Genomic DNA, 26,058 nt, shown 5'->3' with positions numbered 1-26,058 from the left:
TTTGACGTGCATATGACGAGAGAGCATATAAATTTCTTTTGCTTACCAGAAGCTGATAAATTGCTTTGGTGCACACCACCGGTTGCCGCTCGGGAATACCCTGAACCGGCGTGCACGGTCGGGTACAGGGTTTCCACGGATCACGCATCGCCGCCATGAAATACCATCAGCTGAAAGCGTTCGTCACCGTCGCGGAGGAGGGCAGCATTCGCGCGGCCGCGCGCCGCCTGAACGTGTCGCCGGCGGCGCTGACGAAGGCGGTCAAGGAACTGGAGATCGCGCTCGGCGTGTCGCTCGTCGTGCGCACCGCGCGCGGCGTGCAACTCACCGCGTTCGGCCAGCAACTGCAGGTGCGTGCGCGGCTGATCGTCGCCGAAATGCAGCGCGCCCGCGACGATATCGAGCAGGCGCAGGGGGCGCTGACGGGCTCCGTCTCGGCGGCGATCACGCCGGCTGCCGCGGTGACGATCCTGCCCGATGCATTTCGCGCGTTCCGGCGCCGCTTTCCGGTGGCGCGCGTCAACCTGATCGAAGGGTTTCCGGGCGTCGCGCTGCCGCGTCTGCACGACGGCTCGCTCGATTTCGCGGTGGTCGTCGTCGTGCCCGAACTGCTGGCGGCCGAGTTCGATCATGCCGAGCTCTATGCGAGCCGTTCGCTGATCGTCGCGCGCAACGGGCATCCGCTCGCGTCGGCCACGTCGCTCGCCGATCTCGTCGAGGCCGACTGGCTGATGAACCCGTCGCCCGAAAGCTCGACGCAGGCGCTGTTCAATTCGTTCGTCACGTACGGGCTGCCGGTGCCGGCGCGCGTCGTCGAATGCCCGAGCTTCGGGCTCGCGCACAGCCTGTTGACGGGTTGCGACCTGATCGCGTCGATGCCCGAACAACTGCTTCAGGGCGAGTGGGCACGCGATCAGTTGACGGTGTTGCCGATTCGCGAGCGTTTGCCGGCGGTGTCGGTGCAGGTCGTCACGCGCCGCGACAGCCCGCTGACGCCGGCCGCGGCGATGCTGCTCGATTGCCTGCGCGATTCGGCGCGACGCAAGGGGCTGCGGTGAGCTGGTAGCTGCCGGAAGCGACCTTCATCGCATAGTCATCCTGACGATTGGACGCAGCAATGCTGCGGTCGTTTGAAGGGCACGACGCCTGCCCGGCGGGCACCTCGGTTCCGGCGCACGCCGCGCGAGCCGGTATCATAGCGGCCGGCCCGCCGCTCCGGCCGGCCTCCAACCACATCGCCATCCGGCATCCAGCAATCAGAGGCATCACATGACCACTGCAACCCAATTCGACAACGTATCGGTCGTCAAGCGCGCGAACGTCTATTTCGACGGCAAGTGCGTGTCGCATACCGTGCTCTTCCCGGACGGTACGCGCAAGACGCTCGGCGTGATCCTGCCGTGCGCGCTCAACTTCGGCACGGACGCGCCCGAATTGATGGAAGTGCAGGCCGGCAAGTGCCGCGTGAAGCTCGACGGCAGCAGCGAATGGCAGACCTACGGCGCCGGCGAATCGTTCTCGGTGCCGGGCAAGAGCCGCTTCGACATCGAAGTGCTCGAGACGCTCGACTACGTCTGCAGCTACCTGTAAGCGCAGCCGGCAGCAAAAGAAAAGCCCCGCCGAAGCGGGGCTTGTCGCAAGCGGATGGCGCAAGGCCATCCGGAGCGCCCGTTCTCGTTACAGGCAGGCGTTGATGTCGCCGGCCGACGACGCATCGCCGCCGCGGAAACCGACCCAGGTCTTCGCGTTTGCGGCGTTGCCCGGGCGCACCACGGCGGCGGCGCCGTTCGGCGGCTGCTGGCCCGGTGCATAAACGGCCATCGCGAGGCCGTTCGCGAGTTCATACTGCGACGTCACCTGTTGCTGCGACTTGTCGGCCCAGGTCTTCGCGATGCACTGCGCCACCTGGTCGGCGGGTTTCTGGCTTTGTCCCACGTTCTGCAGGGCAGAATCGGCTGCGTGAGCAGAAAATGCCACGGTCAATGCGATGAGCGGTAAGTATTTCACGTTCACGTTATCTCCCTCGAGTCGTGATTGATTGAGTGGGATGCGCAGCAGTACTGCGTGCTAATGAGATCGCATCGCACAAGCACGGTTCCGGCTATTCCGAAACAAGTTGTTAGCGCGCTTGCCAAACGGCGGCGGCGATGCTGTGCAGCTCTGCTGCGGTGCGGCATGCATCGTGTGCGGCCCGTCGATGGACGGGTGATGCGGCAACGACGTCATGCGTTGCCTGGTCGGCGCGCTGCCCGATGATGTGGTGAGGTGACGGTCGCGGCGTGCGGCATGTGTCTGCATGCCGTGCCGCGACTCTTTATCTGATCGCGAATTGGAATGGCTGAATTGGGTGGCCCCGTCGCATGGGTACCATGATGACAAACTTTCGTCGGTTGGATTGTTAACCAACTTTAAACGCGGAAAGCAGCGGAAAGCGATGCGGTGCGCGACGCGCACGCCGCATCGTGCAGTGGAGGTGAGTCGGGATGATGAAGCGGTGCGCGGCGGGATACCGCGCACGCTTGATGTGTCAGCCGGCCTTGCGCGTGCCGATGTCGCGCAGGTTGACCGGGACGATCGGGCGAAAGCGCTCGCGCTTGTGTTCGTCGTCGAAATGCTGGAGCGCGGGCTTGATCAGGTCGCTGCGCGACACGATGCCCGTGATGCGCAGCGATTGCGCGTCGTCGACGACCGGCAGCCGTTCGAGGCCGAGCATCGCGAGACGCGACGCGACGACGCGGCACGTTTCGTGCGCAAGCGCGACGGCAGGCGCACGGCCGGCGAACGCATCCGAGATCGGCGTGTCGGCCGCAGCGTGTGCGCGCTGTGCGTCGAGCGTCGCGCGATCGACGAGGCCGAGCAGATGGCCGTTCTGCACGACCGGATACGCGCGGTGCGTCTGCTTCGCGCCGAAGTACTGCGTCTCGACGACTTCGAGCGTCGACGCGCCGTCGATCGCGACGAGCCGGTCGGCGGACGTCATCACTTCGCCGATGTCGTGCCGTTCGAGCGGATCGACGCCGTATTCGCGGTAGATGTGATAGCCGCGGCGCGCGATCTTTTCCGTCATGATCGAGCGCTTCATCACGACGGTCGCGAAGCCGTGCGCGACGAGCGTCGCCGCGAGCAGCGGCAGCAGCGCGTTCGCGTCGTGCGTGAGGCCGAACGCGAACACGATCGCGGTCAGCGGCGCGCCGAGCGTTGCGCCGAGCGTCGCGGCCATGCACACGAGCGGCCACAGCGCCGGATCGCCGCCCGGCAGCACCGGCGACAGCACGGTGCCGAGGCCGGCGCCGAGCATCAGCAGCGGGGCGAGCACGCCGCCTGACGTACCCGAGCCGAGCGCGATCACCCACATCACGGCCTTCACGATCAGCAGCGCAAGCGCGATCTTCAGCGCGATGTGCTGGTGGAGGAGGTCGCCGATCACGTCGTAGCCGACGCCGAGCGCGCGCGGTTCGAGCCAGCCGCCGGTGCCGATCACGATCGCGCCGAGCGCGGGCCACCACATCCAGTGCACGGGCAGTTTCGCGAAGGTGTCCTCGACGCGGTACAGCGCAGCCGACAGGCCGCAGGCGAGCATGCCCGACAGCAGGCCCGCGACGATGCACGACAGCAGCGCGACGGGTGTCGGCGCGGCCGTGGCGAGCGGAAACAGCGGATCGACGCCGAAGAACAGCGCGCGTGCGAAACCGGCGACTGCACAGGCGAGCGCGACCGGCAGGAAACTGCGCGGACGCCATTCGAACAGCAGCAGTTCGACCGCGAGCAGTACCGCGGCGACCGGCGTGCCGAACACGGCCGTCATGCCGGCGGCCGCCCCGGCGACGAGCAGCGTCTTGCGCTCGGCGGCGGTCACATGCACGCACTGTGCGATCAGCGAGCCGAGCGCGCCGCCCGTCATGATGATCGGGCCTTCGGCGCCGAACGGACCGCCGCTGCCGATCACGATGCCGGACGACAGCGGCTTGAGGATCGCGACCTTCGGCGACATGCGGCTCTTGCCGAACAGGATCGCCTCGATCGCTTCGGGAATGCCGTGGCCGCGGATCTTTTCCGAACCGAAGCGCGCCATCATCCCGACGATCAGCCCGCCGATCACCGGTACGACGATCACCCATGCGCCGAGCGTGTGGTTCGCCGGAGAGCGATCGGCGAACGAGAACTGCTGGAAGAAGAACAGGTTCGTGAACAGGTGGATCAGGCTCAACAGCACGAACGCGGCAAGCGTGCTGAGCAGGCCGATCCCGGCGGCAAGCAACGCGATCCTGGGCAGGCGTTCGTTGGTCGAGAAATCGCGTTTGTGCGGTGCGTTCATCGGAGTGGCAACAGTAAGGGTCAATAATCGATCTGGGGAACCTGGAACGTGCCCTTGAGCGACTTCAGCTCGGTGCGATGCATCGCCGCGAGGCGTGCGAGCAGCGTTTCTCCGGCTTGCTCGAGGTGGACCTCGACCTGCCGGCGGTCCGCTTCGCTCGTTTTGCGCTTCACGAGCCCGAGCGCTTCGCAGCGCGTCACCAGAGCGACGACGCCGTGATGCTGCGCCTGCAGGCGTTCCGCGAGCTCGCCGATGGTTGCCCATTCGCGATGCGGATAGCCCTTGATATGCAGCAGCAGCAGGTATTGCAGCGGCGTCACGCCTTCGCTTTGTGCGGCGCGCTCGGAGAAGCGCTCGAAGCGGCGCATCTGGTAGCGGAACTCGGACAGTTGCTGGAAATCGCTTTTGTTCAGCGCGCGTCGGGTATCGTTCATCGAGTCGGTCGGGCAGTCGGTTTCGGTAGCGATTAATATATCACTACATGATATAAATGGTCGAATTGAAGCGAAATCAATGCATTCCGCGTGGTGTCGGCGCGTTGCGCTTGCGTTAAGCGGCCTCGAGCATTTGCGTCTGCCGGTAGAGGCCCGTGACGAGATCCGTCTGCGTGATGATTCCCACGAGCCGGCGCGACGCATCGACAACGGGAATGTGATGGTGACCCGAATGCGTGAACAGCGGCACGAGCGCGGTGATCGGCATCGTTTCCGGTACGAACGCGACGTCGCGTGTCATCACCGAGGCGACGCTCGCGGGCTGGCCGCCGAACGATTGCGGCAGCCGTGCCGATAGGCGCTGCCACAGCGGAGTCGGGCGGCGAAGCTGGCGCGTGAGGTCGGCGCGCGTGACGATGCCGGCCAGCCGGCCCTCGCCGTCGACGACGGGCAGTGCCTTCACGCGGTGACGGTCGAGCAGCGTGAGCGCGGCCGTGACCGACGTCGACGGCGCGACCTCGATCGCATTCTTCGTCATCAGGTCGGCGCACTTGAGCTGGCCGAACGTGCGCGTATAGGCCTGCATCTCGGTTTCTCGCAGCAGCGTTTCAAGATCGTCCGGATCGACGTCGAGCCATTCGCTGCGGCGCTTCAGCACCGCGTCGAGGTCGCCGCGCGTGAAGCCGCCGCGCGCCGGCGCGGCGCCGCCTGCCTGCGGTTTCGCTTCGGGGCGCACGCCGCCATGCGGGTAGCGGTGCCCGGTCAGCGCGTGATATGCGAGCGCGGCCGACAGCAGGATCGCCGACTGCAGTGCGATGGGCTCCAGCACGAAACTGAAACCGAGCGAATGAATTGCCGGGCCGCCGACCACGGCCGTGAGCGCGACGGCGCCCGACGGCGGGTGCACGCAGCGCAACGCGAACATGCCGCCGATCGCGCACGCGATCGCGACCGCGGCGGCCGTGATCGGATCGGCAATCCATGACGCGCACGCGACACCGACCGTCGCCGCGACGAGATTGCCGCCGATGATCGACCACGGCTGCGCGAGCGGACTCGCCGGCACCGCGAACAGCAGCACGGCCGATGCCCCCATCGGCGCGACGAGCAGCGGCACGAGGCCCGGCACGCCGGGCAGCCACCGCATCGTGACGCCGACCGTCGCGATGCCGACGAGCGCGCCCGCGCACGAACGCAGGCGCTCGCGCCAGCCGAGCGACATCGGATGGGGAAGGAAGCTGTGCAGCCATTGGCGCAGCGTGCGGCGCGACGACGGGGAGCCTGACGACATTGACGGTAAGCAGTAAGAATGACGGCGCGGATGCGCGCGGCGACAAGGGCGGAATTATATCGCGTTGTGATACAAATTGTCGCGTTGCATCAAGCCGTTGCACGCGCACGACGCACGCGCCTTGCAGGAGCCTTTCATCCGATGAAAGCTTGGGCGGCGGGCAATAGCGCAAATTCGTCTGCGGCGGCGTACAATTCCGGCCACAGAATCCCCGATATGCCAGAACCACGTACGCGATGCCCGCTCTCCCGCCTTTCCCCCGGCACGGTGATCGATTCGACGTGGTTCGCGGCTGCGTTCCGTTCCCCATCTGACGCGAGCGCCGCCGACGCCTCCCCACTGACTCTCCCCAAGCCAATTCAATGGACATGCTCGAAAACATGCGCCTGTTCGTGCGCGTTGTCGAAGCCGGCAGTTTTACGGCGGTCGCGAAGGAAATCGACGCGACCACCGCGCAGGTATCGCGTGCGGTATCGAACCTCGAAGCGCACGTACAGACGCGCCTGCTGCATCGCACGACGCGCCACCTCGGCCTTACCGAAAGCGGCGAACGCTATTTCGAGCGCGCGAAATCGATCCTCGCGGAAATCGACTACGCGAACGCGGAGGCGCGCAACGCGCTGCTGCGACCGAGCGGCAAGATGCGCATCCATGCGATGACGGGGCTCGGGCAGAGTCATGTCGTGTCGTCGATCGTCCGCTACCAGGAGGACAACCCCGACGTGTCGGTCGAGCTGACGCTCGCGCAGCGGATGCCGAATCTCGTCGAGGAAGGCTATGACGTGTCGATCGTGACGGCGTCGCAGTTGCCCGATTCGGGCTACGTCGCGCAGACCTGCGGCACGAGCTGCAGCGTGCTCGTCGCGTCGCGCGAATACCTGGCGCGGCACGGCACGCCGCAGACGCCCGACGATTTGCCGAACCACGTGTGCCTGCGCCTCGATACGCCCGCATCGCCGGCCGGCGAATGGCGGCTCGAGCGCAACGACGCCGAGGAGGCCGTCTACGCGCTGCAGCCGGCGCCGTTCCAGGTCAACGTGCCGGACGCGCTGTGCGTCGCGGTGCGCGCCGGGCGCGGGATCGCGTGCGTCGCGTTGTATACGGTGCTCGACGACATCCGCGAAGGGCGGCTGATCCGCGTGCTGCCCGAATACCGGTTGCAGACGGTGAGCGTGTATGCCGTTTACGCGACGCGTCGTTATCTCGACGCGAAGATCCGCACGTTCCTCGACCACCTGCGCACGACGCTTACGCCCGCGCTGGAGAACGACCTGCGCGAACTCGACCGGTTGACGATCGAGCAGACGCCGGGCGGCCGCAAGCGCGCGTGACGGCATGGGCGGACGGGTGCCGCCCGAACCGCGCGCGCCGCGGCGATGCTCATGCATTCGGTGCGATGCGAATCCGCTTGAAGCGGCCCGCGCGCTACATATCAGGTGCAACCGAGCATGGAAATCGTATCGATATCGGTCTAACCTCGAAACACCCTCGATCGATACAAAATCTGGATGATTGAACTGCACCAGCTTCGCTGCTTCGTCGCGGTCGCCGAAGAACTTCATTTCGGTCGCGCGGCCAGACGGCTCTTCATGACGCAACCGCCGCTCAGCCGGCAGATCCAGTTGCTCGAGCATGCGCTCGGCATCGCACTGCTCGAACGCAGCAGCCGGCAGGTGAGCCTGACCGCGGCCGGCGAGCGCTTCCTGCGCGACGCGCGACACATCCTCGAATTCTCCGCGCGTGCCGAGCAGGCCGCGCAGCGCGTCGCGCACGGCGGGGCCGGCCGCATTACGCTCGGCTTCACGGCCGTCAGTGCATACCGGATGATTCCGATGCTGCTGGCGCACGCCGCGCACGCGCTGCCGGACGTCGATGTCGAGTTGCGCGAGATGGTGTCGACCGTGCAGATCGACGCACTCGCGTCGCGGATGCTCGACGCGGGTTTCGTGCGCCAGCGCGCTTCGCGCCAGCCGCTCGAATACCGGCTCGTGCAGCGCGAGCCGATGCTGGTCGAGGTCGCGGAAGGCGTGCCGCTCGCCGCGTGCGAGCGCATCGGCCCCGACGATCTCGACCGGCAGCCGTTCATCGCGTATTCGCCGAACGAAGGGAAATACTTCCACGACCTGATCTCCGGCCTGTTCGCGAACGCAGGGCGGCTGCCGAACTACCTGCACTACGTCGGGCAGACGCATACGATCCTCGGCCTCGTGCGTGCGGGGCTCGGCGCGGCACTCGTGCCGGCGTCTGCGCGCGAACTGCATGTGGACGGCGTGGTGTTCCGGCCGCTCGCCGGCGTCGACGCCGCGGCGGAGCTGTATCTCGCGTGGCGCGCGGACAACGACAACCCGGCGCTGCCGGTGTTCAACGCGATGGTCGAGCGGTTTCTCGCGCAGGAGCACGGCGGCGCGGCGGGGTAGCATGTTCCCGCCGTGTTACAAGCTTTCAATCCAGAAACATGCGACGCTGCGATGGCAAGCAATCCTGATCGAGCCGGGCAGGCGGGCGTCGTGCGGATCCTTACCATCATGAAAGCCGCGTCGATACCTGTGTTTCAACGGCGGAACGACGCGGTTCGCTGCACTGCGACAACCGCTTGACGCTGCATGCCGGTCGGGGCACGATACGCCAGTGCATTTGGAGCGGGACGCGCCGGCCGCGCGATTCCCGCACCCGCGATACGCAAAAGAACAACGATGAGCCTTTACTCACTCGTACCGGAATCCCGGCGCCGCATCGGTCGGCCCGCCGGAACTACGTTTCTCCCGACGCCCGTTGCGTCACGTATCCGTCATCCCGTTTCGTACCGTGCATCGGTACACTCTCCCGTCCGTGCGCTGGCCGCGACGATGAACGGCGCCGGTCCGGCCCGCCGCATCGAGCCGCAGCCCGCTCCCCCCGATCACCGCATCCTGAACGGTGCCTACACCGGCGTCTCGTGACGCCCGCCGTCGCCCTCTTTGCATTGTGCCGTCGGCTTGCCTGACCGACCGGCGGCACCGGAGTCCGAAGCATTTCGATTGAGCTTGAAGAAGCAAACGCACGCAGTTCGGTTCGAGGTTCAAGGAGAAAAACTCATGTCGCAGCTTTCGAATGAAGAAGCAAACGGCAGTTCGGGGAGTGGCAAGGTAAAGCTGATCAAGTGGGCGATCATCATTGCCGGCGTCGCGATCGCGGCACCGGCCGCGCTGTTCATCCTGAAGGGGATGATCGCGCTGATCACGGCGGGCGTCATCGGCCTTGGCGCGATCTATTTCGCGCCGGTCGTCGCGATGAAGTTCGCGAACCAGAAGGTGAAGATGATCGTCGAGGAGGCGCAGGCGAATCCGATCGAGACGCTGATCAACCAGCTCGCGGAAAAGCGCCAGGCGGCACAGAAATTCGCGGACAGCATCACCGCGTTCCGCACCGAGGTGAAGAACTTCGAGAGCAAGACCGAGCTGTTCGAGAAGCAGTATCCGGACGACGCGCCGCGCTTCCGGTCGCAGCTCGACACGATGAAGCAGCTGCTGTCGTTTCGCGAGGGCCGCTACAAGCAGGTGCAGGCGGAACTGAAGAATTTCGCGTCGGCGATCGACCGCGCGAAGGCGATGTGGGACATGTCGCAGGCGGCGCAGCAGATGAACAAGCTCGCGGGCCGGCAGGCGTCCGACACGTTCGAGCAGATCAAGACCGACGTGGCCGTCGATTCGGTGATGCGCTCGGTCAACAAGGCGTTCTCCGAAATGGAGACGTCGCTGATGGATAACCCCGAGGTCAAGCAGGCGCAGCAGCAGGCGCTGACCGGCGCTCACGTGCCGGTTCCCGGACCCGATGCGGCGAATCCCGCCCAGCTGCCGTCGAAACAACAATAACTTCCTGCAGGCACGCAACCATGAAAAAACTTCTCGGCGCAATTGCGTTTCTGGTGGTGCTCGTCGGCGTATGGATCGTGCATCAGGGCGGCCTGTCGACGCTGATTCCCGCGCATGACGCGGCCCCGGCGTCGACGTCCGCGCAAACTGGCGACACCGGCCAGCCCGCGCAGCCGTCGCCGTCGGCCAACGTGCTGCCGGCCGGCTTCACGCCGCAGGCCAGCACGCTGAAATCGATTGCCGAAAACGGTATCGTGCGGATCTCGGTGCAGAACCCGAGCGAGCCGTTCTTCGGCGAGGACAAGGGCGCGCCGCACGGCTTCAACGTCGAATTCGCGCGGCTGCTGTTCGCGGATCCGTCGTTCTCGCACGGCGGCAAGCCGGTCGTCGTCGATACGCGTCACGAGGTCGACACGTACCCGGGCGTGCCGAAGCAGCTGCTCGACACGGACGCGAAGGGGAACCACGTCGTCGACGTGGCAATGGACGGGCTGACGTTCCCGGACAACACGCCGGCCGGCGTCGTCTATTCGGTGCCGTACGTCGACGATTTCGGTTATTCGCTGATTGTGCGGCAAGGGTCCGCGATCCGCTCGACCGACGATCTCGCGGGCAAGACGGTCGGCATCCTGAAGGGCGACCCTGACGTGCACGCGTTCGTCACGCGCCAGTACCCGAACGTCCGGTTCGTCGAGGTCGACGATTCCGATCCGGCGTTCATCGCGAAGAGCATCGACGGCCATACGGTCGACGCGTTCATCTACGACTACCCGTTCGCGGTCAGCTCGATCAAGGGCACCGACCTGAAGTTCGCGGTGACCAAGCTCGACGGGTCGAACATCGCGTACAAGATCGGCGTGCGCACCGACGACCAGGATCTGCTGATCTACCTGAACGCCGCGATCGCGAAGCTCAAGCAGTCGCCGCAGTATCTCGACCTGCTGCGCAAGTACTTCGTCAGCGACCAGGCGGTGACGACCGCGGCCGCGTCGGGCGAACACACGTACGTGGTGAAGGCGGGCGACACGCTGAACCTGATCGCGGCGAGCAAGCTCGGCAGCGGCCAGCGTTATCGCGAGATCCAGCGCCGCAACAACCTCGCCAATCCGAACCTGATCCTGGCGGGCCAGCATCTCGTGATTCCGGTCCGGTAACGATGGCGTGACGTGAACGAACGCGGGTGAAGGGACGTGAAAAAACGCGGCCCGGCGGAGGTGATCCGCCGGGCCGCGCGTTTTCGGGCGTCAGTGCGTGATCGACAGGAACAGGTACGCGGCGAACAGCGACAGGTGCACGACGCCGTGCAGCACCGTCGTACGCCCCTGGCTGAGCGTCAGCGTGCTGACCAGCAAGGTCAGCGCCAGCAGCACGGTTTCCATCGCGCCGATGCCGAGCGTGAGCGGCTGGCCGATCCAGATGAACACGGCCGCGACGGTCGGGATCGTGAGCCCGATGCTCGCGAGCGCCGAACCGAGCGCGAGGTTCATGCTGGTCTGCAGGCGGTTCGCGCGCGCGGCGGTGACGGCCGCGAGCGCTTCCGGCAGCAGCACGAGCGCGGCGATCACGATGCCGACCGCGGCTTCGGGCGCGCCGAGCTTCAGCACCGCGTGCTCGACGGCCGGCGACAGCAGCTTCGCGAGCAACACGACCGCGACGAGGCTCACGAACAGCAGGATCATGCTGATGATGGCGGTACGCGTGCTCGGCGCCGCAGCGTGCACCGACTCGTTTGCGCTGTCGTGCGCGGCGAGGAAGTAGTCGCGGTGGCGCACGGTCTGGACGAACACGAATGCGCCGTACAGCACGAGCGACGATACGCCGGCAAACGCGAGCTGCGATTTCGAAAAGAACGGGCCCGGCGCGGCGCTCAGGTAGTTCGGCATCACGAGCGACAGCACGGACAGCGAAGCGAGCACTGCGAGCGCCTTGCTTGCGCCGCGCCCCTGGAAGTCCTGTTCGCCGTGCTTCCACGCGCCGACCAGCAGGCAGATGCCGACGATGCCGTTACAGATGATCATCACCGCGGCGAACACGGTGTCGCGCGCGAGGCCCGATTTCTCGGGGCCCGCGCCGAGCATCACCGACACGATCAGCGCGACTTCGATGACGGTCACGGCGACCGCGAGCACCAGCGTGCCGAACGGTTCGCCGACGCGGTGCGCGACGACTTCCGCATGGTGGACGGCGGCGAACACGGCGCCGGCGAGTGCGGCGGCGAACACCGCGATGACGAGGCCTTCGGCCGGCACGACGCGCGACAGCGCGAGTACCAGCCATGCGGCAAGCGGGGCCCAGAGGGTCCAGCGCGGGAGCTGGTTGGACGAGAGCGGCATGGAGGGTTTCCTTATGCGAGTGGCGGCGCGCGACGCGCCGTCACGGGGTGACGAAGCCCGGCCGTACTATCCGCCGAACGAGGACGATGAAACCGAAGGGTGGCCGCGCGCGAGGACGCTGCCTTGAGTTCGCCGCGGTAACGCGGCGAGGGGCGCGGGCGGGCCGAGGCCCGTCGCTGGGTGAAACGGTTCGATGCGGCTGGCTGCCGGTGGCGGGGCGAACGATCGCGACGACGCGCCGGCCGGAAGCGCGGTTCCGACCCCGAAAGGACGGCGGGCGATGGACAGCGGTGGCGGCGCAGCACGCGGTTTCCCCCTGAAATCCGGCGAGTTGTCGAATTTTATCAGGCGTTTGGGGGCCACTATCTCATATTTGAACGCTTTCATTGACCTTTCGGTTTGCAAAAAGTGCCCCAATCCTTCATTTTTTTGTCTTTGCAGTTTCCGTAACGGTCTCTTGCACGACAAATTCGGGCTCGCCCTGACATAAATCTACCGACCGGTCGGTTTATAATCGCTCGCACTTCCACTTCATGACGGATCGCAAGCGATGGCTGTTTCCTCTGCACATTCGGTGAACTCGGGCGCGCTGACGCCGTCGGCCGTCGTCGGCGTGATCGGCGCCGGCGCGATGGGCGCGGGCATTGCGCAGGTCGCGGCGGCGGCCGGCCACGCGGTGCTGCTGTACGACCTGAACGAAGCGGCCTGCGACAAGGCGCTGGCCGGCATCCGTGCGCAGTTCGCGCGGCTCGCGGAGAAAGGCCGGCTCGAACCGGCACAGGCCGACGCGGCCGGCAACCGGATCCGCGCGGTGCGCGCGCTGGCCGACTTCGCTGGCGCGGCGCTGGTTGTCGAGGCGGCAGCCGAGCGGCTCGACGTGAAGCGCGAGATTTTCGCGACGCTCGAACGCCATGTCGACGACACGTGCGTGCTGGCGACCAACACGTCGTCGATCTCGATCACGTCGATCGCGGCCGGGCTGCGCGTGCCGCAGCGCGTCGCCGGCCTGCATTTTTTCAACCCGGCGCCGCTGATGGCGCTCGTCGAGGTGGTCAGCGGGCTGGCGACCGCGCCCGACGTCGCACAGGTTCTTTATGCGACCGCGGCCGCGTGGGGCAAACAGCCCGTGATGGCGAAATCGACGCCGGGCTTCATCGTGAACCGCGTCGCGCGGCCGTATTACGCGGAGGCGCTGCGCGTGCTGAACGAGCAGGGCGGCGCGCCGGCATCGATCGACGCGGTGATGCGCGAAGCGGGCGGCTTCCGGATGGGGCCGTTCGAGCTGATGGACCTGATCGGCCATGACGTGAACTTCGCGGTGACCGAGTCGGTGTTCCGCGCGTACTTCAACGATCCGCGCTACACGCCGTCGCTGATTCAGCAGGAACTCGTGAATGCGGGCTTCCTCGGGCGCAAGTCGGGCCGCGGCTTCTATTCGTATGCGGACGGTGCGACGCCGCCCGCGCCCGATCTCGAACCGCCGCGCGCTGCGCCGGCGGATGTCACGCTGTATTCGCAGGACGGCCCGGCCGCCACGCTGCACGCGCGCTTCGCGGAACGTATTGCCGGCGCCGCGCAAGCCGGCGCGCATCAGGACGACCTGCTCGCGACAGCCGGCCGCGCATCGATCGCACTGACCGACGGCCGCACGGCGACCGCGCGTGCGGCGCAAACGGGCGTGGCGGATCTCGTGCTCGTCGACCTCGCACGCGATTACGCGCAGGCCGGGCTCGTCGCGCTGACGCGCGCGCTCCAGTGCAGCGACGCCGCCTATGCGGACGCGGTCGGGCTGTTCCAGCAGGCGGGCTTCCGCGTCGTCGGCGTCGCCGACGTGCCGGGGATGGTGGCGATGCGCACCGTCGCGATGCTCGCGAACGAGGCGGCCGACACGGTGAACCAGGGCGTGTGTTCGCCCGCCGATCTCGATCTCGCGATGGAGAAGGGCGTGAACTACCCGTGCGGCCCGCTCGCGTGGGCCGATGCGATCGGCATCGGTCGAGTGCATCGCGTGCTGTCGAACCTTGCGGCGAGCTACGGCGAGGACCGCTATCGCGTGTCGCCGCGCATCGCCGCGCTGCATGCGGCCGGCCGCACGTTCCGGTCGTAACCGCCGGCCCGGTCACCCCGAACACCATAACGACATCACTCCATTGGAGGAGCACCCCGATGACCCACCCGACGCACCCCGCCGCCGCCCTCGAGCCGATCGAGACCGCCAGCCGCGACGAACTGCAGGCGCTGCAGCTCGAGCGCCTCAAGTGGTCGCTGCGCCACGCGTACGACAACGTCCCGCACTATCGGCGCACGTTCGATGCGGCGGGCGTGCATCCGGACGACCTGAAGACGCTGGCCGATCTCGCGAAGTTCCCGTTCTCGACCAAGAACGACCTGCGCGACAACTATCCGTTCGGGCTCTTCGCGGTGCCGCGCGAGCAGGTCGTGCGCGTGCACGCGTCGAGCGGCACGACGGGCAAGCCGACCGTGGTCGGCTACACGGCGCGCGACATCGACACGTGGGCGAACGTGACCGCGCGCTCGATCCGCGCGGCCGGCGGCCGCCCGGGCGACACGCTGCACAATGCGTTCGGCTATGGGCTCTTCACGGGCGGCCTCGGCATTCACTACGGCGCGGAACGGCTCGGCTGCATGGTCGTGCCGATGTCGGGCGGGCAGACCGAGAAGCAGGTGCAACTGATCCGCGATTTCGAGCCGAAGATCATCCTCGTCACGCCGTCGTACATGCTGAACCTGATCGACGAGATGGTGCGGCAGGGGATGGACCCGGCCGAGTCGTCGCTGAAGATCGGCATCTTCGGCGCCGAACCGTGGACGCAGGCGCTGCGCGACGAAGTGGAAACGCGCGTGGGCATCGACGCGCTCGACATCTACGGGCTGTCGGAGGTGATGGGCCCGGGCGTCGCGTGCGAATGCGTCGAGACGAAGGACGGCCCGGTGATCTGGGAAGACCATTTCTATCCGGAGATCATCGATCCCGCCACGGGCGAAGTGCTGCCCGACGGCAGCCAGGGCGAGCTCGTGTTCACGTCGCTGACGAAGGAAGCGATGCCGGTGATCCGCTACCGCACGCGCGACCTCACCGCGCTGCTGCCGCCGACCGCGCGCGCGATGCGCCGCCTCGCGAAAATCACCGGCCGTTCCGACGACATGCTGATCGTGCGCGGCGTGAACGTGTTCCCGAGCCAGATCGAGGAGATCGTCGTCGCGCTGCCGGCGCTGTCGGGCCAGTTCCAGATCACGCTGTCGCGCGACGGTCACATGGACCGGCTCGACCTCGCGGTCGAGTTGCGCTCCGAAGCCGAGGCATCCGTCACCGACGGCGACCGCGCGGCGCTCGCGCGCGAGCTGCAGCACCGGATCAAGACGATGGTCGGCGTGTCGTCCGGCGTGACGGTGCTCGCGGCGGGCGGCATCCCCGCGACCGCGACCGGCAAGGCCCGGCGCGTGATTGATCGCCGCCAGGCCGCGTGAGCCTGATATTTGCCGTTCTACCCGAGGAAACCTGTTCGATGGATGAATTGAAGACCCTGGCCGTCGCGGTCGATGCGCGCGGCATCGCGACCGTTGCGCTGCAGCGCGGCGACGTGCTCAACGCGTTCGACGAGACGATGATCGCCGAGCTGACCGACGCGTTCACGGCGCTCGGCCAACGCGACGACGTGCGCGCGATCGTGCTGCGCTCGGACGGCCGCGCATTCTGCGCGGGCGCCGACCTGCAGTGGATGCAGCGCGCCAGCGCGAACGACGCGGCTGCGAATCTGCGCGACGCCGAGCGGTTCGCCGCGATGATGCGCGCGATCCGGCAGTGCCCGAAGCCGACGGTCGCACGCGTGCAGGGCCACGCGTTCGGCGGCGGCGTCGGCCTGTGCGCGGCCTGCGACATCGTGATCGCGAGCGACCACGCGCGCTTTTCGGTCAGCGAGGCGCGTTTCGGGATCCTGCCGGCCGTGATCGGCCCGTATCTGGTCGAGGCGGTCGGCCAGCGCCAGGCGCGCCGGCTCGCGCTGACCGCGACGCAGCTCGCCGCCGGCGAAGCCGTCGCGATCGGCCTGATCCACCAGGCCGTGCCGCTCGACGCGCTCGACGAAACGCTCGAACGGACGCTCGCCGAACTGGGCCGCAACGGCCCGAACGCGCTGATGGAAATCAAGCGCTTCTTCGACGCGATCGGCGAGTATCCACCGTCGGACGAGCGCGCGGCGTTCACCGCGCAGACGATCTCCCGCGTGCGGGCGACGCCGGAAGCGAAGGAGGGCTTTGCCGCGTTCTTCGCGAAGCGGCCGCCGGCATGGGAAGCGGGCGCCGAGTAAGGAAAAACCACGACGATCGACGGCGACTCGCCCCGCCGCATTTTGCGGCTCGGGCGCGGGCGCTTGCTCTACAATGCGTGACCCCCGGCGCGCTGCCGGCCCAGCCCCGACCGATTCCTCGCCCGATGATCGTCAACCGCCTTATCTCCGAGATCCTGTTCGGCTTCACCGGCCTGATCGGCATCATCAATCCGATCGGCATCGCGTTCCTGTTTCTCGAGCGGACCGAGGCGCTCACCGAGCACGAGCGCGACCTGCTCGCGAGGAAGGTGGCGTTCAACGCGTTCATCGTGCTGATGGTCGCGTTTTTCGCCGGCACGCCCGTGCTGCATTTCTTCGGGATATCCATGGAGGCGCTGCGGATCGGCGGCGGCCTGGCGGTCGCGGTGGCGGGCTGGCAGATGCTGAACGAGCCCGACGTGCCGGGCGGCGGCGACACGCCGGTCAAGCCGATCGACGCGAACGCGATCATGACGCGCGCATTCTTCCCGCTGACCGTGCCGCTGACGGTCGGCCCCGGCTCGATCTCGACCGCGATCGCGCTGAATGCGAACCGCACGCACAAGCTGTCGGAGTTCATGCTGTCGAGCATCGTGTCGATTGCCGTCTCCGTGCTGGTCGCACTCGTGATCTGGCAAACCTACAGCCGCGCCGCGCTGCTGTCGCGCTACCTCGGCACCGAAGGCACCAAGGTCGCGATGCGCGTGTCGGCGTTCCTGCTGCTGTGCATCGGCGTGCAGATCATGCTGACCGGCTTCTCCGCGTTCCTGCAGCCGATCGCCGACCAGGTCAAATAAGCCCCGCGTTCCCTTCCCGCATGACGACCGTGCGCTGCACGACGCGCGCGGCGCGCCTGCCTGCGCGTCGTACGCGTTTGCGCGGCGCGGGATAACATGCGACGTCTGGCGGATGCGTGGCGCATCGTTCGCGCCCTGTGTGTCGAGTGGCGGCGCGCATCCGGCCGCAAGCTCAACTTCAATGACGAGGCGTGCGATGGAATACGTGAAATTCGGGTCGACCGGGCTGGAGGTATCGAAACTGGTGCTGGGCTGCATGACGTTCGGCGAGCCGTCGCGCGGCACGCACCCGTGGACGCTGCCGGAAGCGGAGAGCCGCCCGATCATCCAGCGGGCGGTCGAAGCCGGCATCAACTTCTTCGATACCGCGAACATGTATTCGGACGGCACGTCGGAGGAGATCGTCGGCCGCGCGCTGCGCGATTTCACGAAACGCGACGACGTCGTGATCGCGACCAAGGTGTTCTACCGGATGCGGCCGGGGCCGAACGGCGCGGGCCTGTCGCGCAAGGCGATCATGACCGACATCGACCAGAGCCTGAAGCGGCTCGGCACCGATTACGTCGACCTGTACCAGATTCACCGCTGGGACTACGGCACGCCGATCGAGGAGACGCTCGAGGCGCTGCACGACGTCGTGAAGGCCGGCAAGGCACGCTATATCGGTGCATCGTCGATGTTCGCGTGGCAGTTCGCGAAGGCGCTGTACACGTCGAAGCAGAACGGCTGGATCCGCTTCGTCAGCATGCAGAACCACCTGAACCTGCTGTATCGCGAGGAAGAGCGGGAAATGCTGCCGCTGTGCGAAGCTGAGGGCATCGCGGTGATTCCGTGGAGCCCGCTCGCGCGCGGCCGCCTGACGCGCAACTGGGACGAATCGTCGGAACGGCAGCAGAAGGACGACGTCGGCCAGCGGCTGTACGACGCGACGGCCGATGCGGACAAGGCGGTTGTCGACGCCGTCGCGGCGATCGCCGCCGCGCGCAATGTGCCGCGTGCGCAGGTCGCGCTCGCGTGGGTCGCGCACAAGCGCGGCGTCACCGCGCCGATCGTCGGCATCTCGAAGCCGCAGCAACTGGACGATGCGCTCGGCGCGCTCGAGTTGAAACTGACCGACGACGAAATCGCCGCGCTCGAAGGCCCGTACGTGCCGCACGCGGTCGCCGGGTTCAACTGAGCGCGGTATCTCGCCGGGCAGCGCCGCGCGCCGGGTTCAGCGCGCGGCGTCGAGCATCGGGTAGGTGAACAGCCCGAAGTGGACGACGTTCAGCCCGGCATGCGCGAGCGCGGAGGCGAGCAGTCCGCCGCGCCGCCACGCGAGGCCGTAGCCGACGCCGGCCACCGTGCCGACCACGATCCATTGCCAGCCGCCGGCCGCGTGCGCGGCGCCGAACAGCACCGCGCCGATTGCCAGCGCGGCCCACGGGCCCCATGCGAACGCGCGGAGCGCGCGTGTCAGCCCGCCTTGCACGTAGCCGCGGAACAGCGCTTCCTCGGCGAGCGTCACGAGCAGCAGGTTGTTCACGAGCCACAGCCAGCCCGACGCGGGCCATTTGGGCGCCCAGCCGACCATCCCGAACGCGAGCGCGCCGGCCAGGCATGCGGCTGCCGTCGCGACGGCAGCCGCCGCGCCCGTGCGCAGCGCGCGCGACAGCGCGACATCGGGTGCAACCCATGGCAGTACCCACAGCAGCCACAGGCCGACCAGCGGCTTGTCGAGATTCAGATACATCGTGAACGGCGCGGCGTCCGGCGTGAAGCGCGTCTGGGCGATCACGAGCGGATTGTGGAAACCGGGGATCAGGTGCAGGCTCAGCGCGACCGCGAGCGCGGCAAACACCGCATGCGCGGCGATCCGCACTGCGAGCGGGCGCGCGGGCGACACGCCCCACGCGGCCGCGGCCAGCAGCGCGAGCGGCGCCAGCGCGACCGGCTCGAGCTTGCCGAACGCCAGCGCGGCGGCATAGCCGAGCGCGGCCAGGATGAGGCTCAGGCCGTGCTGCGGGCGATGCCACGCGAGTGCGGCCGCCGCGAACAGGGCGAGCCAGATCGTGGCGCACGGAAGGAGCGAAAGGGACATGACAGGAAAGGCATTGGTCGGACAAGACGCCGCGCATCATACAGCAGGCGCGGTGCCAGGTGGCCGGGCCGGCGCCGGCCGGTCGGCCGTCAGCGGCCGGCGACCTCGGTGACGCCGTCGCGGGACGGGATGTCGACGCTGTTGCGCACGCGCATCCGCCGCCGGTACCAGAACGTCCACGTCAGCAGACAGCCGAACACCGTGTAGCCGATGATCGGCGACACGACCAGCACGCGCTCGACGGGCCAGGTCATGACCATCCAGCAGCGCAGCAGCATCTCCAGCGTCATGACGGCGCCCCATACGAACGTCATCAGCCGCAGCATCTGCCGCAGCCCCGGCTGTGCGTCCCAGACCGATTCGAAGTGCGCGGCGCCGCCGTCCATCTCGCGGGCCACGGTGGCGCGGGCGAGATAGAAGATCAGCGGACGTTCGCGGAACAGCGACAACAGGAACACGACGCCGATCGTGCCCGATGCGAGCGACTCGCGCATCAGCAGCGTGCGCGGGCTGCCGCCGAGCGCCATTCCGACGATCGACAGCGCGATGCCGAGCAGCACGATGGCCGCCACCGCGTCGACGCGGCGCGAGCGGACGAATTCGACGATCGACCAGATGATGGGGGGAACCGCCGACGCGTACAGCGCGCCGGTTTCGCCGAAATACGGATGCGCGACCCGGTACGCAACCCAGGGCAGCAGCAGGTTGACGAAGAGTTCGAGAATCAGGCCGGCTCGCGGTTTCACGGTACGCAATCCCACGCAGGTTGGGGCGAACGCGCGGCGGGCGTGGTTGCCCGCGGTTGCCCCGCAAAGGGTTCGGTCCAGTATATCGAAGAATCGCGTCGGGATGCGATGCCGCAGCGGCTGCCTGCACCGGTGCGTGCGTCACGCATTCTCGGCCGCTGGCAGCGTGATCGCGACTGTTCCGGCGCTAACCCTGCCCATTGCAGCGATCGTCGAAACGCATCGTTGCGCAACTTTCCCTTTACTTGAAGTGAACTTCAATTTGTATCATGTGCGCCAGTCCGATCGCGGCCGCGTGAGACATCCCATTGCACGCGGCGGCCCCCACGGAGAGGGAAATGACCGAATCGCCTGTCGCGGCCGCCGTCGCCGGTGCGGCGATCGGCCTGGCGCTGCTGCGCGAACCGATGGGCCGGCGCTGAGCGAGGCGCCGCTGCCGTTCAACCTGCACGTCAATCCGCCAAGCATGCCGAACATCATGGAAAGCCTGATCTGCGAAGAAGACCTGTCGTGCGATGCGCCGTCGTTCGGCGAACACGATGCGACGCCGCTGCACGTCGGCGGCGTCGCGCATCCGCTCGTGGCGATCGGCCGCGCGCCGGGTCCGGAGCACGCGTCGGCCGCGGTGTCGCCGTTGCGCCCGCAACTGTTCGTCACGGTGCTGGAGGCCGGTGATGACGGGTTGCTGATTCGATGGGTCGAGAGCGGCCGTTGCCATTACGGCGAGCAGCGCTGGCGCCTGCGCGTCGCGTTGCAGCCAGGGCGCTGCGCGATCTCGGGGCGGCCGATCGAGCCCGGCGAGCCGGTGTTCCGGCCGGTGCGGCGGCCCGTGCCCGCGAATGGCGATGAAATGATCTGCCCGGCATCGGTGCCGAGCGCGGCCGGCGCGGTGGCGACGGACGTCGCGTCCGTGCACGACCGTGCGCGGGATCCGGCCGACGTTCTCGACTGAACGCCGGCCGGCCGCGGATCCGCGTTACTTCTTCAGATCCTTCCGGTACTGAATGAACCCCGCATGGTTCGCGAGCCTGTCGTACAGCGCGCGTGCGGTCGTGTTGGTTTCGTGCGTGAGCCAGTACACGCGGCTCGCGCCGGCTTAGCGGGCATGTTCGTACACGGCCTCGATCAGCGCGCCGCCCGCGCCTTGCCCGCGTGCGTCCGCTGCGGTGTACAGGTCCTGCAGGTAGCAGTACGGCCCTTCGGTCCAGCACGAGCGGTGGTAGATCGAGTGCACGATTCCGACCAGCGCGCCCGATGCGTCGAATGCACCGAGCACGAACATCGGCTCGGCGGGATCCATCAGGCGCGCCCACGTCGTCGCGAACACGGCATCGCTCAGCGCGGTGTCGTAGAACTTCTGATAGCCCTGCCACAGCGGACGCCATTCAGCTTCGTCGGCGGCGACGAGCGGGCGCACCGTGACGCGCGTCGCGTCGTTCGCGCGGGCCGCCGCGTCGCGCGCGTTCGCCTGCGCGTGACGGATCGCGATGAGCGACTGGCGCTGCCCGCCCTGTGCGTCGAAGTTCTCCGGCGCGAGCCACACTTCGAACGCGGCGCGCACGGCCGGCCATTCGCCGTCGGTGATCGAATACCACGCGGTGTCGCGGCTGCGGCCCTTGTAGACGATCGCCTGCCGGAACGTGCCTTCGTAGCGGAAGCCGAGCCGCGCGGCCGCCTTGCGCGACGGCGCGTTCAGGTCGTCGCACTTCCATTCGTAGCGCCGGTAGCCGAGCGTGTCGAACGCGTACTTCATCAGCAGGTACTGCGCTTCGGACGATACGGGCGTGCGCTTGAGCAGCGGCGAGAACGTGACGGAGCCGACCTCGATCACGCCGTTGGCCGGATCGATGCGCATCAGCGCGAGCGTGCCGACGGCGCGGCCCGTGGCAATGTCGATCACCGTGTAGTGCAGCGGGTCGGCGCTCGCCTGGGCGCCGCGCGCGTAGTCGCGGTAGCTCGATTCGTCGGCGTACGGGCCGTGCGCGAGATAGGTCCAGTCGCTGCCGTCGGGCGCCTGTGCGTAGGCGGCGTACAGGTCGGCCGCGTGGCGCTCGGCGTCGAGCGGTTCGAGCCGGCAGTAGCGGCCTTCGAGCACGATGCGCTCGGGGCGCGGGCGCGCGGACCAGTCGGGAACGGGGTGGCCGATGGGTTGCCGGAAGGCGTTGGTGAGCGTGGACAAGGTCGATCTCGCTTCGGTTGGCGGCCGGCGACATGCCGGCATGCAGACGATCGTAGTCGCGGCGAGGTACCATGAGAAGCGCCAGAGATCGGCAAATTTATGGTGCCACGATTCGGGCGCCACGCGCCACTCGCCACTAGCCGTGCGCCACTCGCCGTGCGCCACGTTCCGACACTTTCACGCTGCGATGTTCCGATGACGACTGCCATTCCTTCCGGCGACTCTCTGTTGCTGCCGCTCGACGCGCCGCTGGCGCGCACGCCGGGCGCGCCTTCGCTGCAGCGCCAGTTGCTGCGCCGCGTGCGCGACGCGATTCTCGGCGGCGCGATGCCGGCCGGCACGCGGCTGCCCGGCACGCGCGCGCTGGCCGAGACGCTCGGCGTGTCGCGCAACACGACGGCCGCGGTCTACGAGCAACTCGTCGCCGAAGGCTTCCTGCAGTCCGACCGCCGCGGCACGCGCGTCGTCGGGCTGTCGCGTCCGGCGCCGCCGCGCCGGCGTGCCGCGCCGCCGGCGGTTGCGCAGCGGCTCGGCCGGATTCGCCCGAGCCTCGTCGGCAGCGGCGAATCGGAGGGCTTTCGGCCGGGCGTGCCCGCGCTGTCGCATTTCCCGGTGGATGCGTGGCGGCACGCGATCGACCGCGCGCTGCGCAGTGCCGCCCGCGACTTGCTCGCCTATGGCGATCCGCTTGGCGAACGCGCGCTGCGCGAATCGATCGCGCGCCACCTGGCCGTGACGCGCGGTGTGCGCTGCGATCCCGAGCAGATCGTGATCACGGAAGGCGCGCAGGGCGCGATTGCGCTGTGCGCGCAGTTGCTGACGAATCCGGGCGAGACGGTATGGGTCGAGGAGCCCGGCTATCGCGGCGCGCGCACCGCGATGCAGGCGGCCGACCTCGATGTCGTGCCGATGCCGGTCGACGCGGAAGGGCTGCGTGCGGAAGAGAACGACTGGCGCGAGCGGACGCCGCGCCTCGTCTATACGACGCCGTCGAACCAGTTCCCGACCGGCGCCGTGCTGTCGATCTCGCGGCGGCTCGCACTGATCGATGCCGCGCGCCGGCATCGCGCATGGATCATCGAGGACGACTACGACAGCGAATTCCGTCACACCGGCGAGCCGATCGGCGCGATGCACGGGCTCGCCCCCGATTCGCCGGTCGTCTATCTCGGCTCGTTCAGCAAGACGATGTTTCCAGCGCTCCGTATCGGCTTCCTCGTGCTGCCCGAGGCGCTGCTGGCCGCCGTGCGGACGGTGTTGCCGGAGATGCTGCGCGGCGGGACGCGCCACGTGCAGCTCGCGCTGGCCGATTTCATCGAGACGGGCGAATACGGCCGGCATCTGGGGCGGATGCGCCGGCTGTATCGCGATCGGCGGCGGTCGCTGCTGGCCGCGCTCGACGGCAGCCTGAGCGTGCCGCATCAGGTCGAGGGCGGGCCATGCGGACTGCATCTTGCGCTGCGGCTGCCGGCGCGGTACCGCGACCGCGCGATCGTCGACGCGGCGCGCTCGCACGGCATCGGGCCGTTTCCGCTGTCGGGTTTTTCGATTCATGCGGAGTCGGCGGCCAACGGGCTCGTGCTCGGCTTCGGCAATACGTCGGCCGATGCATTCGAGCCGATGTTGCGGACGTTGTCGGCGATTGCGGAGCGGGTCGGCGGGGAGTGAACGGTCGCCGGACTTGTGCGGATTGACGAATCGCGCACTTTGTCCGGAACGAGCGCCGTCGCGGCTCCGCGGCCGCCGTACCACCCGGCATGCGGGTTTCGATTCGTATGTTCGAACGGCCGTGTGGACTATAAATGGATGCGTGTACCGGTGCTTGTCGGGTGCCTGCGCGTCTCGCGCAAGTCGGCGCCGCGACTGCCGGGGGAGGTGCACTGTGGTTCGCCAGACGCTTGCTCGCGCCGTGCTTCGCACCGCGTTGATCGGGGGCGTGTTCGCGGGTTTTTTGCTGTCGCCGCCAGCCGCCATTGCGGCGACCCTCGCGCCGCCCGTCAAACCGGCCGCCGTGAAGGAAAGGCCGGCCGCCGCGCCTTACGCGATGCCGGTCGATTTTCCGGCCATCGTCGATCGTTACGGACCCGCGGTCGTGACGATCATGACCGCGCTCGATCAGCAAACCGGCGGGCCGTCCTTCGCGATCCTCGATACCGACGATCCGCTCGCCGCGTTCTTCCGGCGCGGTGTGCCGCCGCCCGCGCAGGGCTTGCAGCCGCCGACGCCCGACCCGGTGCTGCGCGCGGTGTCGGGCAGCGGCTCCGGCTTCATCGTCAGTGCGGACGGCCTGATCCTGACGTCTGCGCACGTGGTCGACGATGCGAGCGACGTGACGGTGCGGCTCACCGACCGCCGCGAATTCAAGGCGACGGTGCTGGCCGTCGATTCGCAAAGCGACGTCGCCGTGTTGCATGTCAGCGCGACGAAGCTTCCGTTCGTGCGCCTCGGCGATTCGGCGAAGGTGCGGGCGGGCGAACCGGTGATGACGATCGGCGCGCCGGACGGATCGGGCAACACGGTCACGGCCGGCATCGTCAGCGCGACGTCGCACCGGCTGCCGGACGGCAGCGCGTTTCCGTTCTTCGAAACCGATATCGCGCCGAATCCCGACAACTCGGGCGGCCCGGTGTTCAATCGCGCGGGCGACGTGATCGGCATCGCGGTGCAGGTCTATACGGGCACCGACCGCTACGCGAGCATGACGTTCGCGATCCCGATCGCGTTCGCGGCAAAGGTGCGCGCGCAGCTACAGACGCAGATGCAGGCGCAGCAGGCGCAGCAGGCGCAGCAGGCGCAGCAGGCGCCGGCGCAGGGCGCGCCGTCCGGCAACGCGTTCGGCATCGACGTGCAGGATGTCGGCATCGGGCTGGCCGCGGCGTTCGGACTGCCGCGTCCGGCGGGCGCGCTCGTCAACGGCGTCGCGCCCGGCTCGCCGGCCGCCGCGGCCGGCGTGAAGCCCGGCGACGTGATCGTGAAGCTGGGCGACAAGGCGATCGGCCGCTCGGCCGAACTGAACGACCTGGCCGCCGCGCTGTCACCCGGCGAGAAGGCGTCGCTGCGATTGATCCGCAAGCGCGCGCCGGTGACGCTGACGATCACGGGCGCCGACGACGGGGCGGGCAATGCGGGCGCGACAGTCGGGATGGCTGCACCGAAGGCCGTTGCACGGCCGGGGCCGGGGCCGGGGGCGGCGGCTGCGCCGGCTGACGGTGGCGACCGTCTCGGGCTGACGATGCATGCGCTGAGCGACGACGAGCGCCGCGCGACGGGGCTCGCGGTCGGGATGATGGTCGACGCGGTGCACGGCCCGGCCGAGCGCGCGGGCATCCAGCCAGGCGACGTCGTGCTGGAGATCAACGACACGCTGCTCGAGACGCCGGACGACGTGCAGTCGCTCGAAGCGAACGGCGGCAGCGTGATCGCGGTGCTGATCCAGCGCAACAACGCGAGGAAGTTCGTGTCGGTGCGCGTACGTTAGGGCGTTGACACGCCTGACATCGTCCGATATCGCTGGCAGTCAGTCAGGCATTCAGGAGCCATTCCGCATGAAAGCGGCATTCTTCATCGTAGTAGTACGCAGGCGCAGGGTCCGGTAGCGGCACCGCGCCGGCACCCATGCGCCCCCGACTCGTTCGGGGGCTTTTTGGGGGGCTTCGTAGATTTACGGGGATATCTGTCGGTTAACGACCCGTTCCTGCCCCTCA

Annotated in this window: 21 protein-coding genes and 1 pseudogene; 14 read left to right on the top strand and 8 right to left on the bottom strand. The window is 67.9% G+C overall.

Translation table 11 applies throughout. The features are described 5' to 3' along the window. The first annotated feature begins 155 nt into the window (after positions 1-155). Positions 156-1,058 carry a LysR substrate-binding domain-containing protein gene (locus tag LXM88_RS24295; RefSeq protein ID WP_262545002.1) on the top strand — a complete coding sequence of 301 codons (903 nt, stop codon included), beginning with the start codon at positions 156-158 and terminating at the stop codon, positions 1,056-1,058. A 211-nt stretch (positions 1,059-1,269) separates the two neighbouring features. Further along, positions 1,270-1,590: a pyrimidine/purine nucleoside phosphorylase gene (gene ppnP / locus LXM88_RS24290; RefSeq protein ID WP_047903077.1), complete on the top strand. Its 321-nt coding sequence runs from the start codon at positions 1,270-1,272 to the stop codon at positions 1,588-1,590. 87 nt (positions 1,591-1,677) lie between these two features. Here the strand turns inward: ppnP and LXM88_RS24285 are convergent, their stop codons facing one another. The 4 genes from LXM88_RS24285 to LXM88_RS24270 form a co-directional block, all read right to left on the bottom strand. Further along, complete coding sequence (locus LXM88_RS24285; protein WP_262545000.1) at positions 1,678-2,013, bottom strand: hypothetical protein; 336 nt, start codon at positions 2,011-2,013, stop codon at positions 1,678-1,680. Positions 2,014-2,527: 514 nt separating this feature from the next. Further along, positions 2,528-4,315: a chloride channel protein gene (locus tag LXM88_RS24280; protein ID WP_262544999.1), complete on the bottom strand. Its 1,788-nt coding sequence runs from the start codon at positions 4,313-4,315 to the stop codon at positions 2,528-2,530. 20 nt (positions 4,316-4,335) lie between these two features. Next, positions 4,336-4,749: a MarR family winged helix-turn-helix transcriptional regulator gene (locus LXM88_RS24275; protein WP_262544998.1), complete on the bottom strand. Its 414-nt coding sequence runs from the start codon at positions 4,747-4,749 to the stop codon at positions 4,336-4,338. 115 nt (positions 4,750-4,864) lie between these two features. Continuing rightward, positions 4,865-6,040: an HPP family protein gene (locus LXM88_RS24270; protein ID WP_262544997.1), complete on the bottom strand. Its 1,176-nt coding sequence runs from the start codon at positions 6,038-6,040 to the stop codon at positions 4,865-4,867. Positions 6,041-6,402: 362 nt separating this feature from the next. Here LXM88_RS24270 and LXM88_RS24265 point away from each other — a divergent pair, with 362 nt between their 5' ends. The 4 genes from LXM88_RS24265 (at position 6,403) to LXM88_RS24250 (ending at position 11,045) form a co-directional block, all read left to right on the top strand. Next, a complete protein-coding gene (locus LXM88_RS24265; protein ID WP_262544996.1) occupies positions 6,403-7,371 on the top strand; it encodes a LysR family transcriptional regulator in 969 nt (322 codons plus the stop codon). Positions 7,372-7,548: 177 nt separating this feature from the next. Beyond that, the gene (locus LXM88_RS24260; RefSeq protein WP_262544995.1) at positions 7,549-8,457 is read left to right on the top strand and encodes a LysR substrate-binding domain-containing protein; all 909 of its coding nucleotides are present in this window, start codon (positions 7,549-7,551) and stop codon (positions 8,455-8,457) included. Positions 8,458-9,114: 657 nt separating this feature from the next. Next, a complete protein-coding gene (locus tag LXM88_RS24255; protein WP_262544993.1) occupies positions 9,115-9,891 on the top strand; it encodes a hypothetical protein in 777 nt (258 codons plus the stop codon). Between the two features lie 20 nt (positions 9,892-9,911). Continuing rightward, on the top strand, positions 9,912-11,045 hold the full coding sequence (locus LXM88_RS24250; protein WP_262544992.1) for a transporter substrate-binding and LysM peptidoglycan-binding domain-containing protein: 1,134 nt from the start codon (positions 9,912-9,914) through the stop codon (positions 11,043-11,045). A gap of 90 nt (positions 11,046-11,135) precedes the next feature. Here the strand turns inward: LXM88_RS24250 and LXM88_RS24245 are convergent, their stop codons facing one another. Then, positions 11,136-12,224 (bottom strand): calcium:proton antiporter, encoded by a 1,089-nt coding sequence (locus LXM88_RS24245; RefSeq protein WP_262544991.1) that lies wholly within the window; start codon positions 12,222-12,224, stop codon positions 11,136-11,138. Between the two features lie 550 nt (positions 12,225-12,774). Here LXM88_RS24245 and LXM88_RS24240 point away from each other — a divergent pair. From LXM88_RS24240 to LXM88_RS24220, 5 genes are all read left to right on the top strand, one after another. After that, positions 12,775-14,331 carry a 3-hydroxyacyl-CoA dehydrogenase gene (locus LXM88_RS24240; RefSeq protein WP_262544989.1) on the top strand — a complete coding sequence of 519 codons (1,557 nt, stop codon included), beginning with the start codon at positions 12,775-12,777 and terminating at the stop codon, positions 14,329-14,331. Between the two features lie 59 nt (positions 14,332-14,390). After that, the gene (gene paaK, locus LXM88_RS24235) at positions 14,391-15,713 is read left to right on the top strand and encodes a phenylacetate--CoA ligase PaaK (protein ID WP_262544988.1); all 1,323 of its coding nucleotides are present in this window, start codon (positions 14,391-14,393) and stop codon (positions 15,711-15,713) included. A gap of 38 nt (positions 15,714-15,751) precedes the next feature. After that, complete coding sequence (locus LXM88_RS24230) at positions 15,752-16,552, top strand: enoyl-CoA hydratase-related protein (RefSeq protein ID WP_262544987.1); 801 nt, start codon at positions 15,752-15,754, stop codon at positions 16,550-16,552. Between the two features lie 125 nt (positions 16,553-16,677). Next, entirely contained in the window at positions 16,678-17,349 is a 672-nt protein-coding gene (locus LXM88_RS24225) for a MarC family protein (RefSeq protein WP_262544985.1), read from the top strand. Positions 17,350-17,545: 196 nt separating this feature from the next. Then, positions 17,546-18,526, top strand: coding sequence for an aldo/keto reductase (locus tag LXM88_RS24220; protein ID WP_262544984.1), 981 nt, complete (start codon positions 17,546-17,548; stop codon positions 18,524-18,526). Positions 18,527-18,562: 36 nt separating this feature from the next. On the opposite strand, the gene LXM88_RS24215 is transcribed toward LXM88_RS24220, so the two are convergent. Both LXM88_RS24215 and LXM88_RS24210 read right to left on the bottom strand, forming a co-directional pair. Further along, complete coding sequence (locus LXM88_RS24215; protein ID WP_262544983.1) at positions 18,563-19,429, bottom strand: CPBP family intramembrane glutamic endopeptidase; 867 nt, start codon at positions 19,427-19,429, stop codon at positions 18,563-18,565. An 89-nt stretch (positions 19,430-19,518) separates the two neighbouring features. Continuing rightward, positions 19,519-20,175 (bottom strand): VC0807 family protein, encoded by a 657-nt coding sequence (locus LXM88_RS24210; protein ID WP_262544981.1) that lies wholly within the window; start codon positions 20,173-20,175, stop codon positions 19,519-19,521. Between the two features lie 466 nt (positions 20,176-20,641). On the opposite strand from LXM88_RS24210, the gene LXM88_RS24205 reads away from it, so the two are divergent. After that, positions 20,642-21,127: a DUF3331 domain-containing protein gene (locus LXM88_RS24205; RefSeq protein ID WP_262544980.1), complete on the top strand. Its 486-nt coding sequence runs from the start codon at positions 20,642-20,644 to the stop codon at positions 21,125-21,127. A gap of 24 nt (positions 21,128-21,151) precedes the next feature. On the opposite strand, the pseudogene LXM88_RS24200 reads toward LXM88_RS24205, so the two are convergent. Then, positions 21,152-22,396: pseudogene (locus LXM88_RS24200) on the bottom strand (GNAT family N-acetyltransferase). A 153-nt stretch (positions 22,397-22,549) separates the two neighbouring features. Here LXM88_RS24200 and pdxR point away from each other — a divergent pair. Continuing rightward, positions 22,550-24,022 carry a MocR-like pyridoxine biosynthesis transcription factor PdxR gene (gene pdxR / locus LXM88_RS24195; protein WP_262544979.1) on the top strand — a complete coding sequence of 491 codons (1,473 nt, stop codon included), beginning with the start codon at positions 22,550-22,552 and terminating at the stop codon, positions 24,020-24,022. Between the two features lie 214 nt (positions 24,023-24,236). Beyond that, the gene (locus LXM88_RS24190) at positions 24,237-25,832 is read left to right on the top strand and encodes a trypsin-like peptidase domain-containing protein (protein ID WP_262544978.1); all 1,596 of its coding nucleotides are present in this window, start codon (positions 24,237-24,239) and stop codon (positions 25,830-25,832) included. The last annotated feature ends 226 nt before the right edge of the window (positions 25,833-26,058 follow it).

It is taken from the genome of Burkholderia sp. S-53 (assembly GCF_025560745.1).
GTDB classification, from domain to species: Bacteria; Pseudomonadota; Gammaproteobacteria; order Burkholderiales; family Burkholderiaceae; genus Burkholderia; species Burkholderia pyrrocinia.
This window is presented reverse-complemented; position numbering and strand designations above follow the sequence as displayed.